The sequence below is a fragment of the Pseudomonas sp. AU12215 genome (assembly GCF_001675465.2).
Taxonomy (GTDB): Bacteria; Pseudomonadota; Gammaproteobacteria; order Pseudomonadales; family Pseudomonadaceae; genus Pseudomonas; species Pseudomonas nitroreducens.
The window spans coordinates 1-15,476 of sequence record NZ_MACM02000192.1 but is presented as its reverse complement, the minus strand read 5'-3'; the positions used below and the strand labels follow the sequence as shown (position 1 = coordinate 15,476).

The window sequence follows — 15,476 nt, the reverse complement described above, 5'->3', positions numbered from 1 at the left end:
GACCTGCGCGAACTCGGCTTCAAGCCGGCGATGCGCCGCAGCGATGCCCTGGAAGACAGCGCCGGGGAAATGTTCGAACTGCCCGACGACAGCGCCTGGCAGGAATTCATGCGCGAGGGCCTGCCCCGCCTGCGCGAGCAGGGCTGGGAAATCGACATCCGCCCGGAGTTCGTCTTCGACCTGACACCGGTGGAGAACTGGTACGCCGAGATCGAGGAAACCGACGACCGCCAGTGGTTCGACCTGGAACTGGGCATCGAGGTGGAAGGCCGGCGCATCAGCCTGCTGCCGGCGCTGATCGAACTGATCCGGCGCATGCCGGCGCTGCTCGACCCGGTCGCCCTCGCCCGCCATGCCGACGATGAACAACTGGTGCTGCGCCTGGATGCCGGGCGCAACCCGATCCACACCTGGCAGACCGCTTCCGACCGACCGCTGCGCGTCTCGCTGCCCTTCGGCAAGCTCAAGCCGATGCTCGGCACGCTGTCCGAGTTCTACCTCGGCGAACAGTTGCCGGTACGCCGCCTGCGCATGGGCGCGCCGGATGCCGCGCGCCTGACCGAACTGGAAGAACTGCCGCTGACCTGGCAGGGCGGCGAGCAATTACGTGAGATCGCCCATCGCCTGCGCGACTACCGCGCGCAACCGGCGCAGATCCCCACCGGCCTCAACGCCGAGCTGCGCGCCTACCAGCACGAGGGCCTGAGCTGGATGCAGACGCTGCGCGAAGTCGGCGCCAGCGGCATCCTCGCCGACGACATGGGCCTGGGCAAGACGCTGCAGTCCCTCGCCCACGTGCTGCTGGAAAAGCAGGCCGGGCGCCTGACCAGCCCGGCGCTGGTGATCATGCCCACCAGCCTGATCCCCAACTGGCTGGACGAAGCCGAGCGCTTCACGCCGGAGCTGCGCGTGCTCGCGCTGCATGGTGCCGGCCGGCGCAAGGCGTTCGCGAAGATCGCCGAGCACGACCTGATCCTCACCACCTATGCCCTGCTGCCGCGCGATGCCGAGAAGCTCGGGCAGCACGAGTATCACCTGCTGATCCTCGACGAGGCGCAGAACATCAAGAACGCCACCACCAAGGCGGCCCAGGCCGCGCGCCACCTGCGCGCGCGCAATCGCCTGTGCCTGACAGGCACGCCGCTGGAGAATCACCTGGGCGAGCTGTGGTCGCTGTTCCACTTCCTGCTGCCGGGCTGGCTGGGCGACGCCCGGCAGTTCGCCGTGGACTATCGCACGCCCATCGAGCGCCACGGCGACCAGGGCCGCCTGGCGCACCTGGCCGCGCGCATCCGCCCGTTCCTGCTGCGCCGCACCAAGGAACAGGTCGCCTCGGAGCTGCCGCCCAAGAGCGAGTTCATCCAGCACATCGAACTCAGCGAGGCGCAACGCGACCTCTACGAAACCGTGCGCCTGGCGCTGGACCGCAAGGTCCGCGACGAGATCGCTCGCCGAGGCCTGGCGCGCAGCCGCATCATCATCCTCGAGGCGCTGCTCAAGCTGCGCCAGGTCTGCTGCGACATCCGCCTGGTGAACAAGGAAGCGCCGCCGCCCACCGGCAAATCCGCCCGCGCGGTGACCTCGGGCAAGCTGGTCTACCTGCTGGACATGCTCGAGGAGCTGCTCGCCGAAGGCCGCCGCGTACTGGTGTTCTCGCAGTTCACCTCGATGCTCGCGTTGATCGGCGAGGCGCTGGCCGAACGCAACCTGGAATACGCCCTGCTCACCGGCGACACCCGCGACCGCCGCGCGCCGGTGAAGGATTTCCAGGAAGGTCGCGTGCCGCTGTTCCTGATCAGCCTGAAGGCCGGTGGTGTGGGCCTGAACCTTACCGCCGCCGATACCGTGATCCACTACGACCCCTGGTGGAACCCGGCCGCGGAAAACCAGGCCAGCGACCGTGCCTACCGCATCGGTCAGGACAAGCCGGTATTCGTCTACAAGCTGATCGCCCGCGGCACGGTGGAAGAGAAGATCCAGCGGCTGCAGCGCGACAAGGCCGCGCTGGCCGCCGGCATCCTCGAAGGTACCGGCGCCGACTGGCAACTGGACGACGCGGATATCGACGCACTTTTCGCACCGCTGCCCAAGGCGGTGTGATTGCCAGCGGAGCGTTGCGCAAACGAACAGGCTCCTGCGGAAAACGCCTCGGGAGCCTTGGACATTGGCCTCAGGCCAACGGCACCAGCGTCACCCACCAGCGCGTACGGTACTGCGCGCGCACTGGCAGGCTGCGTTGCAGCGCGGCAATGGCCTGCTCGGGCTGGTCCAGGGGGAACACGCCAGAAATGGCCAGGTTGGCGACCGCCGGATCGCAGCGCAGCACGCCGGGGCGATAGCGCGCCAGTTCGGCACACAGGCGGCCGAGCGTCCATTGCCGCGCCACCAGGTAACCCTCGCTCCACGCCAGCGAATCGGCCTCCAGCGTCGTTTCACCGTACAGCCCCTTGCGGTCGAAACGGGCCTGGCGGCCGGCCTCGATGACACCGGCCGACTCATGGCGCAGCGCCGGCATGACCGCTACCGCGCCTTCCTGCACCGAAAGCCGCGCATCGCTGCCGTCCAGGCGCACGGCGAATCGCGTGCCCAGCGCCTGCAGACGCCCCAGCGGCGTATCGACCCAGAAGGAACGGCCGGCGCTGTCCGGAGCGGTCTGTACCAGCATCTCGCCAGCGTACAGACGCACGCGTCGAGTGTGGGCGTCGTAGGCTATATCCACGGCGCTGTCGGTGTTGAGTTGCAGCCAGCCACCATCCGGCAGGGCGATGCGCCGGCGCTCGCCCACCGAGGTGCGCTGCTGCACCAGCCAGGGCGAGTCGCGCAGGCCCAGGCTGCCACTGCCCACCACCGCCGCGGTACCGGCGAGCAGCAGCAGGCTTTTCATCTTAAATACGAAATATTATTGTTTGAAAACGATGCGCCATGGCGGCCCCGCCACGGCAAGCACCATGTGTGTCGTGACGATCATCGGCAGGGACGGAAGTGCCATTTGTCGTCACCGGGGACGACGAGCCAGCGGCAATCGCCCGACGGCAAATCGGACGTGCCAGCCGATGGAGAATTGCCTGACAGGCCGAACGGTAAACCCACTACATCGCTCGGCCCCGATCCAGGGGAATCTACTGCTGCGCCGAATCAACCAGCCCCGACCCCGGAACAGGCAGAAATTCCAGCAGAACCGGAGCGCTTGCCGGCGCAGATGTTGTCCCCAAGCCCTGGCTCGCCTATCGATTGAGCCGGGGCTTTTTTCTGGCGCTACACCTGCGCTTCAGCGCATCCCCCAGCCATGGCTGACCAGCACCGACTGCCCGGTGAGCGCCGCCGAGGGGAAGCTGGCCAGGAACAGTACCGTCTGCGCCACATCCTCCACGGTGGTGAACTCGCCATCCACGGTGCCGCCGAGCATCACCTGCTTGACCACAGCTTCCTCGCTGATGCCCAGTTCCTTCGCCTGCTCGGGAATCTGCTTCTCCACCAGCGGCGTGCGCACGAAGCCGGGGCAGACCACATGGGAGCGCACTCCCTGGGGCCCGCCCTCCTTGGCCAGGGTACGGGCCAGCCCGAGCAGGCCGTGCTTGGCGGTGACGTAGGCGGATTTCAGCGGCGAAGCTTCATGGGAATGCACCGAGCCCATGTAGATCACCACGCCGCCGCGCTTGGCCGGGTACATATGGCGCAGCACGGCGCGGGTGGTGAGGAAGGCGCCGTCCAGGTGGATGGCGAGCATCTTCTTCCAGTCAGTGAAGGCAAAGTCCTGGATCGGGTTGACGATCTGGATGCCGGCGTTGGAGACCAGGATATCGATGCCGCCGAAAGTGGCGGCCACCTGATCGATGCCGCTGTCCACGGCCTGCTCGTCGGTGACGTCCATGACCACCGCCAGGGCCTTTCCGCCGGATGCCCCGATCTCATCCACCACACGCTGGGCGGCGCCCTGCTGCAGGTCGGCAATGGCCACGGCCGCGCCCGCCTGTGCCAGCGTCAGCGCAATCTGCCTGCCGATGCCACTGGCCGCGCCGGTGACCACTGCAACCTTGCCGTTCAATGCATTCATCACAGAGCTCCCGCAGAGGTAGGAACTCTCACTCTAGACGGATCAGTCGCGCGTCAGCTCGATATTGCCGTCGCGCTGTTGGCGATAGACCGTATACGGCAGTGCCAGGGTATCGGTAGCGGCACTGAGCACGCCGTCGAACAAGGGCCAGTAAAGCCCCAGCGGAGCGTCCGGCAACGGCGGGGAAAGGCCTGCACTGCGCTGGTAGCTGCCTCCCGGATCACCATGCAGCGCGCAGAAGTTATAGGCAACGCCGCTGTAGATACGAGGAATCTCGGTGCAATAGGTCCTGCCCAGTTTCAGCTCTTTCACGCTCTCATGGGCATCGCTGTCCAGCGTCCTGACCGAGCCGCACCCGGCAATGGCAGTAGTGAGGATCAGCGTTGTGAACAGACGAGTCAGCATTCGTTCATCTCCCTGGGTCCGGCGCAGTCTTACCGAAGCTCGATGCTGCCGTCGCGCTTCTGTCGATACAGGGTGCAAGGCAAGGCCAGGAACGAGACATCGCCATATCGAAACTCCCTCTCGATAACGAAAGTGGCCGCCTACCAGCCCTTGAGCTGGTCCCAGCGCCAGTTGCGGTACTGGTAGACCAGAGTACCCAGTAAACCGTAGGCCGCCGCCATGGCGAACAGGATGAGAATCCTGTCGGCAACGGCAGAGAGCGGCAGGTTCATCTGGTTCATTTCCACCACCGCGCGAATCGCCCAGGTGGACGGTATCGCGTCGGCCAGCAGTTGCACCCACTGCGGCATGGCCTGGGGCGGCCAGGTGAAGCCGGCCATGTAGAACAGTGGCAGGGTGATGAAGGTCATGGTCAGGTAGACCGCCTCTTCCGAGGGCAGCACCTCGGCGATGAATTCGCTCATGGCGATCACCGCCAGCAGGAACGGCAACACCAGCCCCATCAGCATGAAGAACGACGCGGTCTGCCGGTAACCCATCATCCACGGCCAGATCACATAGAAGAGCATCGCCAGCACCGTCCAGATCGACAGCTGGGCGGCGTACCGGCCAAAGCGCGTGGACGCCGGCTGGCGCAGCGAACGCGGCGTGCCGCCGCGCAGGTTGAGATTCACCCGCGTGCAGGAAAGCAACAGGCTGTGCTGCAGGATCAGCGTCACCAGCCCCGGCAGCACAATGGCCGCGAAGCTGGTGCCAGGGTTGAACAGGTCGGTGAGCTGGCCGATGGCCGGTTGCAGCAGGACGTTCGACTGCTGCTCGGAGAAGCCCCCGCGCATCAGCCGTTCGCGGTTGTAGCGCAGCGACAGTTCGGTGTAGGTGGCACTGATATCCTGCTGGATCTGCCCGTTGGCCATGCGGTTGGTGGCATCGCCGAAGATCGGCACGGTGACCGCCTCGCCACGCAGCACGCGCTTCTCGAAGTCCACGGGAATCACCACGATCCCGAACAGCTCGCGCCAGGCGAGATCGCGTTGGGCTTCAGGCAATTGGTCGTAGGCACGCACGGCGATCTTCGGCGCGGCGTCGAGCTGGCGGATCAGCTCGCGGGACACCGAGCTGCGATCCATGTCGATCACCGCCACCGGCAGGTCGTCCATGGTGCGATGGGCGTATGGCAGGGTGGTCAGCGTCACCGACAACACCATCAACAGCCACAGCGGCTTGCCGAGCATGTTGCCCAGGGACTGGCGGAAGACGGTCCAGAAGTTCTGCATGGCGGTACCTTACGCCGGGCTCAGGTCGAGGCGCCGGCGCAGGCGCATCTTGGCGATCATGTAGGCGATCAGCGGGTAGAGCAGCAGCTTGCAGCAGGTATAGAGCCCGGACTCGGCCGGCGCCCTGCGCAGGAACTGGTCGAACAGGCCGTGCAGGGTATGGGTCAGCGGCTCGGCCTCGGAGATGATGCGGGCGATCTGCGGCATCGCCAGCTCCGGCAGCAACACGCCGGAATAGGTCTGCGCCACACCGATCAGCAGGCCGATCAGCGAATAGGCGCTGAAGCGGTTGGCAGTAAAGATGAACAGCATCAGCCCCACGCTCTGCGCCGCTGCCACATAGCAGACGGTGATCGCCAGCATCCACCACGGATTGCCATTGATCCGCGCGCCATTGATCTCCACCAGCAGGAACAGCTCGACCATCAGCAACGTACTGAACAGCAACGTGTAGGGCGCCATCTTGCCCAGTAGACGCGCCCCAAGGGCCTTGGCCCGCAGGATGTGTGGCGAGGACGCGCGCAGCTCCGGTGCCTCCCGGGCCAGCACATGCACCGTGGCAACGATCACGAACAGCTGCAGCAGATGCACGATGGCGGCGAACTGCTGGAAGTAGATGTAGTTGCCGCTGGCATTGAACAGGCTTTCATAGGACACGCTGATACTGGCCAGCGCCGGCATGCTGCGATCCATGCCCACGGCCAGGCGTGGGTGCAACTCGGCGTTGACCGAGCTCATCAGGCCGCTGAAATCCTGGGTCGAGTAGAAGCCGGCGGAATAGAACAGCGAGTTGTAGTAGAGCTCGGCAACCGGCTGGCGACCCGACAGCGCATCCGCCTCGAAGTCGCGGGGGATATACAGCAGCGCATAGTCGTCGGCCATGCGCAGGCGGCGCAGGCCTTCCTGCAGGCCGCCGCCGAGCACCTCGACCTTGGCGTGGGAGCCGGCATCCAGCTCACGAACGATGCGTCGCGACAGGCTGCTGTGGTCGGCATCGACCACCGCCACCGGCATGTCCAGCAACGTGCCCGCCTGGTACACGCCGCTGATCACCACGAACAGCAGCAACGGCCAGAGCCAGCCGAGCCAGTGGATGGTCCAGCTGCGCAGGGCGACCCGCGTCTCGCTACCGAAGGCCTGGGCGAAGCGCCGCAGGTTGCTTCTTACTGCTTCCACTGCCACAGCGCGCTCATCCCGGGTCGCAGGCCTGGCACCGGTTGCTCCGGATAAAGGCGGACCTCGAAGGTCTTCAGGTCGAAGTCACCGGTGGCACGGGTGGCACGCTTGGTCGCGAAGTCGCCCAAAGGTGCGATATAGCTGACCTTGGCCTTCACCTCGGCGCCCTTCAATGCCGGAACCTGGATGGCCACTTCATCGCCTTTCTTCACATCCGCGAGGATGTCTTCCCGCAGGTTGAAGACGAAATAACTGTCGGACAGGCGCACCAGCGTGAGCAACGGGCTGTAGGCATTGACCAGTTCGCCCTGCTCCGCCGGGATCGGCCCGACCTCGCCGTCGACCGGTGCCACCACGTTGAGGTCGTCGGTCTGGGCCTGCAGCTCGAGGATTTGCGCGTCGGCCCGGCGCACGGCAGCTTCCAGCGCCTGCCGGCGCTCCTCGCGGTCGCCCTGGTTGCCCTGGTCGAGATTGGCCTGGGCCTCGGCGACGCGGTTGCGCGCCACGTCGCGGCCGCGGCGGGAAAGGTCCATCTGCGCCTGGGAAACGAAGCCGCGCCCGGCCAGTTCCTCATTGCGCTGGTACTCCAGCTCGGCATTGCGCAGCTCGGCCTGGGCCTGGGACAGGCTGGCCTGCAGGGCGCGCAGGGTTTCCTCGCGGGTGCCATGGAGAGATTCGTCGAGATTGGCCTGCACCTGGTTACGTGCAGCGCGCAGGGAATCCAGCTGGGCCTCTAGCTCCGGACTGCTGAGGGAAATCAGCACCTGGCCCTGCTTCACGTCGTCGCCACGCCGCACATGCAGCACTTCGACCCGACCCTTGGCCTTGGAGGCGACAATGACGTTGGTGGCGTCCGCTTCACCCTGCAGCAACAGCGGCTGGGTGTGCAGGCGCAGGTAAAGGGTGATGGCGATGATCACCAGGATCAGCAGGGGTGCGAACAGCTTCCATCCCTTCATGGAGTGGTCTTCTCAGGCGGCGGATGCACCGATGGTAGTGCATCCGCCGCCCGAGCGGCGGCTCTGGATCAAGCCGGCGGGCGATCAGCGCTCGTCGTCGCTGATCAGATCGCGCTCACCGCCCCCCCGTTGCGAGGAACTCGGCGAGGGAAAGCGCGAGGAGGCGTAACGCACCACGAGGATCGCCAGCGCCAGCAGCAACAATGCCACCGAAACCAGGATGATGCCGTCGTCGGGCACGTGGTTGTGCTGGATGTCGGCGATCATCAGGCGGGTCAGCGCGGTCATCGCCACGTAGATCAGGAAGCGCACCGGCATGTGGTTGGTCTTGAAGTAGATGCCGACCATCGCACCCAGTTCGAGGTAGATGAACAGCAGCAGGATGTCGTCGATGCTCGCATGGCCCTTGCCGACCATCTCGCCGAAGGCCACCGCCGCCGACCAGAACACCGTGCCCCCGATGGCGAACAGCGCCAGGTAGTGGAAGCCCTCCACCAGCAGATTGCCCAGGGATTCGGCACAGCCGTGCATCCGTTCGCTCAGGCGCTCGGCCCAGTTCTGTTTCATTCGTCGGTTCTCCGCAATACAAGGCTTGGTTGGCGTGAAGCCTGCAAGTGCTACGCCATTGATCTTGCACAGTCATGGCACAGATCGACTGCGCGAATATGACTGCGAACTTTTTCGGCTGCGCCCCGGTCCATCCAGAGGCACGCCCCACAACAGGCAGGAACGAGTGATGGATAGTCCCTTTCAGACGCTGACCGACGCCTTTCAGGACCAATACCGCGTCAACTTCAGCGTTGAACGGCCCGACGGCAGCATCGTCCTTACCCTCTCCACCGAAGAGGGTGTGACCGCGCGCCGCCTGATCCGCAATCCCCAGCTGCAGGACCCGGAGCAACTCCAGCGCTTTATCCAGAGCATCCGGTTCGGCATCGCCATCGAGCAAGGCGGCACAGCGCCGCAGCTGCTGGCAGCCATGACGCGCGGCGATAAAGGCCTGCCGATCGCGTCCTGACGTTCCCCTCTGCAAGAATTGCTTCCCTCAGAGCCATCTGACTGACGATTCATTGCGCCAGTCACCTGGCTCGCTGGCGCGCGCCCACAGGGCGTGCGCACCGCTTTGGGCCGCCCACCGATGGTGGCCAGATACAGGCACCTCCCCTTCCTGCGTCTACGCTGCTGACAACGATTCGCACACCAGCAGTAGCATTGCGCAATCAATTTACTGTATAAACAACCAGTAAATTTGCTCCCCCCAATCAAAGAGAAGGCACAGAGGTGATGAATGGCCGTCGAAGTGGTGTACCGCAGCAGCCGCGATCCGGAGCGCCTGTTCATGGATAAGGCAGAAGCCGACCGGCACGACAAGATGCTGGAACTGGCGGAAACGCTGGCCGAGGTACTGGAGAAGGCGGTGCCTTCGCTCAAGGAAGATCAGCTCGAGGAGATCGGCATCTTCATGGCCAAGAATCGCGACGCCTTCGCCCGGGCCTTCAAGAACCAGCCCGATGCGCTCAACGACATCTTCAGCGAGGGCGCCGCCGAGGAGTGACGTACGGCGGCACGAAGCTCAGTGCCCCGAATATTCCCCGTAGAGAATCCGCTCAGCCAGCTTGTCGGCTACCCGGGCCGGCGACAGATGATCGGCCTGTGCGTGGGCATAGACTTCGGTCAGGCGCTCGGCGATACGAGACAGGTGCGCGGTAATGGTCGGCAGTGACTCGCCCTGGTGCTGCAGGGCCACGTAGATCAAGCCACCGGAGTTGATCACGTAGTCCGGCGCGTAGAGGATGCCCCTGCCCTCCAGTTCATCCGACACCTCAGGGTGCGCCAGCTGATTATTGGCCGCCCCGGCGACGGCAGCGCAGCGCAGGTGGCCGACCACCTGCGACGTCAGCACACCGCCCAACCCACAGGGCGCAAGGATGTCGCATGGCGTGGTGAGCAGCGCTTCGTTGGGCACCGGCCGTGCGCCCAGTTGTTGCACGGCCAATTGGACCTTGCCTGCGTCGATGTCGCTGACCAGCAGTTCCGCCCCTGCGGCCGACAGATGTTCGGCCAGCGCATAGCCCACGTTCCCCAGCCCCTGAATCGCTACACGCAGCCCATCGAGATCATCACTGCCCAGGCGCGCCTGGGCGCTGGCACGAATGCCGGCGAAAACGCCCAGTGCGGTATGCGGGGAAGGATCGCCACCGCTGGTGGTGCTGGTGACATGACGGGTGAACTGGGCAATGCAGTCCATATCGGCGCTGGAGGTGCCACTGTCCACCGCCGTGATGTAGGCGCCGCCGAGGGTGTCGATCATGCGGCCGAAAGCCTCGAAGAGTTCGCCACGGTTGTTGACGTGAGGCGCGCGCAGTATCACCGCCTTGCCGCCCCCCTGGCGCAGGCCGGCCAGCGCCGCCTTGTAGCTCATGCCCTGGGCCAGGCGTGCGGCGTCGCGCAGTGCGGCATCCTGACTCGGATAGGGCAGGTAGCGACAGCCCCCCAGGGCCGGCCCGAGCCGGGAGTTGTGGATGGCGATGATGGCCTTGAGTCCCGTGGCCGGGTCCTGGAAGAGATGCAGCGACTCGAGCCGGGTGGCTTCCATCATGTCGAACATGGCGGCGCTCCCTTGCTGTGGGTGGACAACGGTCCGTCGAAGGACCCTCCTGAGTATAGGCAGCGCCTGTCACATCACCTTCACGGGCGACGACCGCACCACTGGACGAGTGCCCATTGCTCCGGTTACAACCGCAAAGTCAGCCGGAGAACGCCATGGACCCGCGTCAAGCCTGCCTTGCCTGCCTTGCCCAGGACCCGCCCGCCCTGTTCGAAGCCGCTCTGTGGATCGCCACCGAGCACGAGCCGCACCTGCCGCCGGAGCATGCGCTGCGGCTCTTCGACTCGCTCGCGCACCAGGTCGCAGTGGCGCTGCCGCAGGGTACCGGCGATGCGGAGCGCGCGCAGTTCCTGCTGCGCCGGTTGAGCGAACTGGGCTTTGCCGAGGATGACGAGTACCCCTTGCACCCGCGCGCCGCCCTGCTCCCACAGGTCTTGCAACGCCGCCACGGCCAACCGCTGTCATTGGCGCTGATCGCCCTGGAGATGGCGCGCCGCAACGGCATCACCCTGGTCGGCGTGAATTTCCCTGGCCGCTTCCTCCTGCGGGTGCCCGGTGCCGACCACCTGCTCGACCCGACCACCGGCCGCCGTCTTTATACCCGCGACTGCCGCGACCTGCTGGCGCGCCAGATGGGAACCAACGTCGAGCTGTCCGCCGAGCACCTGCGGACGGCCAGCGCCACCGACATGCTCCAGCGCCTGTCACGCAATCTGCGTCAACTGCACCTCGCCGCCGGGGAACCGCTGGCGGCATTGAAAGATGCCCAGCGCGTGCTGGAACTGGGGCCGCCCAGCGCCAGCGACCACCTCGCGCGCGCCGACCTCTACCACGTGCTGGACTGCCCGCAGGCGGAACGCTACGACCTCGAACGGGCCATGCTGCTCAGCGACGACGCCGCCGAGCAGATGCGCCTGGCCCAGCGCCTGGCCGACATCAGCGTGCCGCCCAAGGCACTGCACTGACGCCTCAGACCTTCAGCAACCCCAATTCCTTCGCCCGCGCCACCGCCTGGGTGCGTCGCTCCACGCCGAGCTTGCCGTTGATCCGGCGCGCATGGGTCTTCACCGTGTGCAGGGAGATGTACAGTCGCTCGCCGATTTCCAGGTTCGAACACCCTCGGGCGATCAATTCCAGCACCGACAGCTCACGCAGGCTCAGCAGGTTGTGCGGGGCCATCTCGCCGGCATGCGGGCGCAGACCGAACAGGCCCGGCTGCCTGCGCTGGGTGTCGCGCAGGGTGGAGACCAGGCCGAAACGCTGGGCCAGAGCAACGCCCTCGTCCAGCGCGCTGCGCGCCTCGTCCAGGCTACCGGCGATGAAATGTGCTTCGGCCAGCGCCAGCCAGACGTCGCAGGCCAGGGTGTTGCGTCCCTGACGCAGCAGGTCAGGCAACATTGCCAGCAGCCTCTGCTGCGCGGCATCCACGTCGCCGTCGTAGAGCTCGGCCAGCGCCAGATGGTGTTCGACCCGCAGGATCTGGTCCGGCGCCGCCGCTGGCGGGCAGAGAGAGTCGCTACGGTAGCGCGCGGCCACGCGTTGCAGGACCTCCCGCGCCGGCCCCGCCCGGTTCTGCCGCAGGTTCAACGCGCCGCTGGCGAGCAGCAGCGGCCCACGGTAGATGGGTTCCGGGACATGCTGCAGCTGCATCAGCCGCTCGACCTCGAGCAGGCGACTGAAGGCGCCGTCGGTGTCGCCGTCCAGCGCATCCAGCCAGGCCATACCGGTGAAGCCATAGATCGAGCTCGGGTCGTGGCTGCGGCGGGTTTCGTTCAACCCGGCAATGAACAGTTCGCGGGCCTCGTCGTCACGCCCCTGGCGAAGGCACAGCCAGCCGCGGCGCAGAGCAACACGGCCGGCCATGGCATTGCAGGTGATGCGCATCTCATCAAGGTATTCCTGCACCCGCGCCAGCAGCGCATCGGCCCGCTGCAGTTCGCCGCGTTGCTCCAGCCACTGGGCACGATCCAGTTCCAGCAGCGCTTCGAATGTGGTGCTGCCTTGCAGGCGCGCTCGCCGCAGCGCCTCGCGGTTGATCAGCCGTGCCTCGGCCAGGCGCCCTTCGGCCTGGGCCTGCTGGGTCAGCGCGGACAGGCAGATCAGGGTCTGCGCCCAGGCCTCCTCCGGCAGGTACGCCAATGCCTCGCGCAGTTGCTCGCGGGAGCCACGCAGGCCACGGGCATGGGTAAGCATGCCGTTGAGCCCTTGCCACTGAGCGATCAGCGCACGCTGGCGGTGCTCGCCGGGCATCGGCAGGAAACGATCGAAGCCGGCCAGCAGCGCTTCCACGTCATCCAGGCGACCGACGAACAACAAGGTCCAGGCGTTGAGGATGAGCAGGCGCGGAGTGCTGCACAGCAACTCCTCGGGCAGCGATTCGCGCAGTTGCAGCACACGCTCGACATTGCGACCGTGCAAGAGCTGCTCTTCGGTCAGGCGTTGCAGCAGGCTGGCAGAAACATCCGGCTGCTCGGCGTACAGAGAATGCTCGAAAGCCGAGTGGATCTCACCGCACTGGGTGAACCACTGGCAGGCGCGCCGATGCAGGGTCGCCGCCGGCCAGCGTGACAGGCTGGCCAGCGCCGTCGCGAGCATGGGTGCCACCTGGAACCAGTGCTGGGTGTTGTCCACCGCTTCGATCAGCACTCCCCAGGCTTGCAAGCCGTCCAGGCCAAGACCGGGCTCATCGAACAGGTAATCGCAGAGCTCGCGGTTGAAGCGGGCAATCTGCGCGAGGCCGCAAAGCGTCTCCGCCAGCTCCGCCGGCAGGCTCGCCAGGACTTCGCGTTGCAGGTAATCCTGCAGCAGGCCGTTGCCGGTCTCGGCGACCAGTGTAGCGCAGGGCGCGATGGGCTCATTGCCCAGGCTGAGCAGGCGAAGGCGCACGCCGGCGAACCAGCCATGGGTCGCGTCCTGCAGCGCCTGGCGCTGGGCCTGGGGCCACTCCAGGCCGGCGGTCTGCAGGTAGGCGTCCAGCTCGCCCTGGGTCAGGGCCAGGCTGCTGGCACCCAGCTCCAGCAGCTCGCCTTCGAGCAGCAGGCGGGTCAGGTTGCAGGCCGGGCGACGACGGCTGGCCAGCCACCAGCCGATCAGCGGAGAAGCGACGGCAAGCAGGCGGTCGAAGCAGTCGTCGAGAGCGGGATCGGGCGCGCGGGGATAGTCATCGAGCATCAGCCAGACCGGCTCGCTGGCGTTCTCCAGCCAGCTCGCCAGTGCCGCCTCGCCGGCCCAGGGCACGCCCAGTGCCTCGCCCAGGCGCTCGCAGAACTGCTCCGGCTGCAACGCCCTCCCTCCCAGCCCCAGCCAGACCACGCGAGTTCCGGTCGGTACCAGGCGCGCGCATTCGCTCATCAGCACCGTCTTGCCGCAACCGGGCGGCGCCACCAGCAGGCGCAAGCGGCACTCGGTGGCACTCAGGCTGGCGTGCAGCCGTTCGCGGGGCAGGTGCTGGCGGGGCAGGCGAGGCAGCGCCGCGCTGTGCTGGGCGATTGTCGACATGGGCTTCTTCCGGCCATTTGCAGGCCAGACTATGCCCGTGGGCAGAGCGGGCAAAGGACCATCAGCCAGACTCATGGGACGGTATAGCGCAGACTGCGCCCAGGCCCGAAGTAGAGGGCGCGCCGCTGGGCCGCAGCGCAAAAAAAGAAACCCGGCATCCACCTGGAATGCCGGGGCCAAGGAGCGGACTGCGGGATCAGCGAACGCCGGCGTTACGCAGCGCTGCGGGGGTGAAGTCGGCCATGCTGGCCTTCTGGCCGAACTGATAGCCGCGCTTCTCTTCGTTGTTCAGGCCGAAGGTCACGTAGCGGCCGGCGAGGATGTCGTAGAGCGACTCAGCGGCGTAGCCGGTGGCGAGTTCGGTGTAGAAGGTCATCTCGTGGCCTTCACCGACGCGCCATAGCTGGCCGCGGCCGTCATACAGCTCGGACACGGCGATCTGCCAGCTGTCCTCGTCGAGGTAGAAATGCCGCTGGCCGTAGATGTTGCGCTCGCCGGACTTCAGGGTGCCGACCACTTCCCACACGCGGTGCAGTTCGTAACGGGTCAGGTCCTGGTTGATGTGACCCGGCTTGACGATGTCGTCGTACTTGAGGTCCGGCGAGTTCAGACGGTAGCTGTTGTACGGGATGTACATCTCGCGCTTGCCGACCAGTTTCCAGTCGTAACGATCCGGCGCGCCGGAGAACATGTCGTAGTTGTCCGAGGTGCGCATGCCATCGGAGGCGGTACCCGGACCGTCGTAGGCCACCTGCGGTGCACGGCGAACACGGCGCTGGCCGGCGTTGTAGATCCACGCCAGGCGAGGTTCCTTCACCTGGTCCAGGGTCTCGTGCACCAGCAGGACGTTACCGGCCAGGCGTGCCGGCGCCGTTACCTGCTGCTTGAAGTAGGTGAGGATGTTGCCGGTCTTGCCGGCGTCCTGGTCAGTCATGCTCTGCGGCACCGCGATCGATTCTTCGAAGCGGATCGGCGTGTAGCTGCCGTTGGTCTGCGGCACCACCTGTACTACCGTGCGGGAAATGTTACCGCCGTGGTAACGGGTCAGATGGTTCCACAGCGCTTGCACGCCGTTCTGCGGCAACGGGAAGGCGTAGTAGCGGCTCTTCTCGAAGTTCTCCAGGCCGTTGCCATCGTTGATCGGCTGGACGAACTCGGCGCTGCGTTTGATGGCGGCGTAGATGTCGTCGGGCAGCGCGAAGGTGCGGTGGGTCTTGTACACCGGGATCTTGTAGGTATCCGGGTAGCGCTTGAACATCGCCAACTGGCCGGCGGAGAGCTTGTCCTTGTACTGATCGGCGTTCTGCGCGGTGATGGTGAACAGCGGCTTCTCGTCGGCGAAGGGGTTGGAAAGGAAGCCCTTGCCGTCGAGTTTGCCGGCGGTGCGGGAGATGCCGCCGGTCCAGGCCGGGATGCTGCCGTCGGCGTTGCCTTCCTTCTGCGAGCCCATGGGCGTCAGGGTCGTACCCAGCTTGGCCACTWMRATTCATGCTTCAACGGAT

At 66.0% G+C, this 15,476-nt stretch carries 14 protein-coding genes; 4 read left to right on the top strand and 10 right to left on the bottom strand.

What is annotated here, in order from left to right:
* Positions 1-69: 69 nt before the first annotated feature.
* Positions 70-2,100 carry a DEAD/DEAH box helicase gene (locus A9513_RS34340; protein WP_141678576.1) on the top strand — a complete coding sequence of 677 codons (2,031 nt, stop codon included), beginning with the start codon at positions 70-72 and terminating at the stop codon, positions 2,098-2,100.
* 70 nt (positions 2,101-2,170) lie between these two features.
* Here the strand turns inward: A9513_RS34340 and A9513_RS34335 are convergent, their stop codons facing one another.
* The 7 genes from A9513_RS34335 to A9513_RS34305 all read right to left on the bottom strand — a co-directional run bounded on the left by A9513_RS34335 (position 2,171) and on the right by A9513_RS34305 (position 8,435).
* On the bottom strand, positions 2,171-2,884 hold the full coding sequence (locus tag A9513_RS34335; protein ID WP_065086663.1) for a FecR domain-containing protein: 714 nt from the start codon (positions 2,882-2,884) through the stop codon (positions 2,171-2,173).
* Between the two features lie 384 nt (positions 2,885-3,268).
* A complete protein-coding gene (locus A9513_RS34330) occupies positions 3,269-4,054 on the bottom strand; it encodes a 3-hydroxybutyrate dehydrogenase (RefSeq protein ID WP_065086662.1) in 786 nt (261 codons plus the stop codon).
* Positions 4,055-4,096: 42 nt separating this feature from the next.
* Positions 4,097-4,459: a YceK/YidQ family lipoprotein gene (locus A9513_RS34325; RefSeq protein ID WP_065086661.1), complete on the bottom strand. Its 363-nt coding sequence runs from the start codon at positions 4,457-4,459 to the stop codon at positions 4,097-4,099.
* Positions 4,460-4,599: 140 nt separating this feature from the next.
* Positions 4,600-5,733 carry an ABC transporter permease gene (locus tag A9513_RS34320; RefSeq protein ID WP_065086660.1) on the bottom strand — a complete coding sequence of 378 codons (1,134 nt, stop codon included), beginning with the start codon at positions 5,731-5,733 and terminating at the stop codon, positions 4,600-4,602.
* A gap of 9 nt (positions 5,734-5,742) precedes the next feature.
* Entirely contained in the window at positions 5,743-6,915 is a 1,173-nt protein-coding gene (locus A9513_RS34315) for an ABC transporter permease (protein WP_065086659.1), read from the bottom strand.
* On the bottom strand, positions 6,897-7,868 hold the full coding sequence (locus A9513_RS34310) for an HlyD family secretion protein (protein WP_065086658.1): 972 nt from the start codon (positions 7,866-7,868) through the stop codon (positions 6,897-6,899). The genes A9513_RS34315 and A9513_RS34310 overlap by 19 nt, the downstream gene beginning before the upstream one ends.
* A gap of 84 nt (positions 7,869-7,952) precedes the next feature.
* Positions 7,953-8,435, bottom strand: a complete 483-nt coding sequence (locus tag A9513_RS34305) for a phosphate-starvation-inducible protein PsiE (RefSeq protein WP_024762713.1) — start codon at positions 8,433-8,435, stop codon at positions 7,953-7,955.
* Positions 8,436-8,604: 169 nt separating this feature from the next.
* Here A9513_RS34305 and A9513_RS34300 point away from each other — a divergent pair, with 169 nt between their 5' ends.
* Together A9513_RS34300 and A9513_RS34295 are read left to right on the top strand one after the other, a co-directional pair.
* Complete coding sequence (locus A9513_RS34300; RefSeq protein ID WP_024762712.1) at positions 8,605-8,886, top strand: DUF3509 domain-containing protein; 282 nt, start codon at positions 8,605-8,607, stop codon at positions 8,884-8,886.
* A gap of 270 nt (positions 8,887-9,156) precedes the next feature.
* Positions 9,157-9,423, top strand: coding sequence for a YebG family protein (locus A9513_RS34295; protein WP_024762711.1), 267 nt, complete (start codon positions 9,157-9,159; stop codon positions 9,421-9,423).
* An 18-nt stretch (positions 9,424-9,441) separates the two neighbouring features.
* Here A9513_RS34295 and A9513_RS34290 read toward each other — a convergent pair whose 3' ends face one another.
* Complete coding sequence (locus A9513_RS34290; RefSeq protein WP_024762710.1) at positions 9,442-10,476, bottom strand: Glu/Leu/Phe/Val dehydrogenase dimerization domain-containing protein; 1,035 nt, start codon at positions 10,474-10,476, stop codon at positions 9,442-9,444.
* A gap of 155 nt (positions 10,477-10,631) precedes the next feature.
* On the opposite strand from A9513_RS34290, the gene A9513_RS34285 reads away from it, so the two are divergent.
* Positions 10,632-11,441: a SirB1 family protein gene (locus tag A9513_RS34285; RefSeq protein ID WP_065086657.1), complete on the top strand. Its 810-nt coding sequence runs from the start codon at positions 10,632-10,634 to the stop codon at positions 11,439-11,441.
* A gap of 4 nt (positions 11,442-11,445) precedes the next feature.
* Here A9513_RS34285 and A9513_RS34280 read toward each other — a convergent pair whose 3' ends face one another.
* Both A9513_RS34280 and A9513_RS34275 read right to left on the bottom strand, forming a co-directional pair.
* A complete protein-coding gene (locus tag A9513_RS34280) occupies positions 11,446-13,974 on the bottom strand; it encodes a LuxR C-terminal-related transcriptional regulator (RefSeq protein WP_024762708.1) in 2,529 nt (842 codons plus the stop codon).
* A gap of 196 nt (positions 13,975-14,170) precedes the next feature.
* Positions 14,171-15,424, bottom strand: coding sequence for a DUF1329 domain-containing protein (locus tag A9513_RS34275; RefSeq protein ID WP_083196274.1), 1,254 nt, complete (start codon positions 15,422-15,424; stop codon positions 14,171-14,173).
* Positions 15,425-15,476: the final 52 nt, after the last annotated feature.

Bases quoted from the DNA above. Each gene is read 5' to 3' on its own strand.
- A9513_RS34340 (WP_141678576.1), top strand. From the start codon at position 70: ATGTTCGAACTGCCCGACGACAGCGCCTGGCAGGAATTCATGCGCGAG.
- A9513_RS34335 (WP_065086663.1), bottom strand. From the start codon at position 2,884: ATGAAAAGCCTGCTGCTGCTCGCCGGTACCGCGGCGGTGGTGGGCAGT.
- A9513_RS34330 (WP_065086662.1), bottom strand. From the start codon at position 4,054: ATGAATGCATTGAACGGCAAGGTTGCAGTGGTCACCGGCGCGGCCAGT.
- A9513_RS34325 (WP_065086661.1), bottom strand. From the start codon at position 4,459: ATGCTGACTCGTCTGTTCACAACGCTGATCCTCACTACTGCCATTGCC.
- A9513_RS34320 (WP_065086660.1), bottom strand. From the start codon at position 5,733: ATGCAGAACTTCTGGACCGTCTTCCGCCAGTCCCTGGGCAACATGCTC.
- A9513_RS34310 (WP_065086658.1), bottom strand. From the start codon at position 7,868: ATGAAGGGATGGAAGCTGTTCGCACCCCTGCTGATCCTGGTGATCATC.
- A9513_RS34305 (WP_024762713.1), bottom strand. From the start codon at position 8,435: ATGAAACAGAACTGGGCCGAGCGCCTGAGCGAACGGATGCACGGCTGT.
- A9513_RS34300 (WP_024762712.1), top strand. From the start codon at position 8,605: ATGGATAGTCCCTTTCAGACGCTGACCGACGCCTTTCAGGACCAATAC.
- A9513_RS34295 (WP_024762711.1), top strand. From the start codon at position 9,157: ATGGCCGTCGAAGTGGTGTACCGCAGCAGCCGCGATCCGGAGCGCCTG.
- A9513_RS34290 (WP_024762710.1), bottom strand. From the start codon at position 10,476: ATGTTCGACATGATGGAAGCCACCCGGCTCGAGTCGCTGCATCTCTTC.
- A9513_RS34285 (WP_065086657.1), top strand. From the start codon at position 10,632: ATGGACCCGCGTCAAGCCTGCCTTGCCTGCCTTGCCCAGGACCCGCCC.
- A9513_RS34280 (WP_024762708.1), bottom strand. From the start codon at position 13,974: ATGTCGACAATCGCCCAGCACAGCGCGGCGCTGCCTCGCCTGCCCCGC.
- A9513_RS34275 (WP_083196274.1), bottom strand. From the start codon at position 15,424: ATGGGCTCGCAGAAGGAAGGCAACGCCGACGGCAGCATCCCGGCCTGG.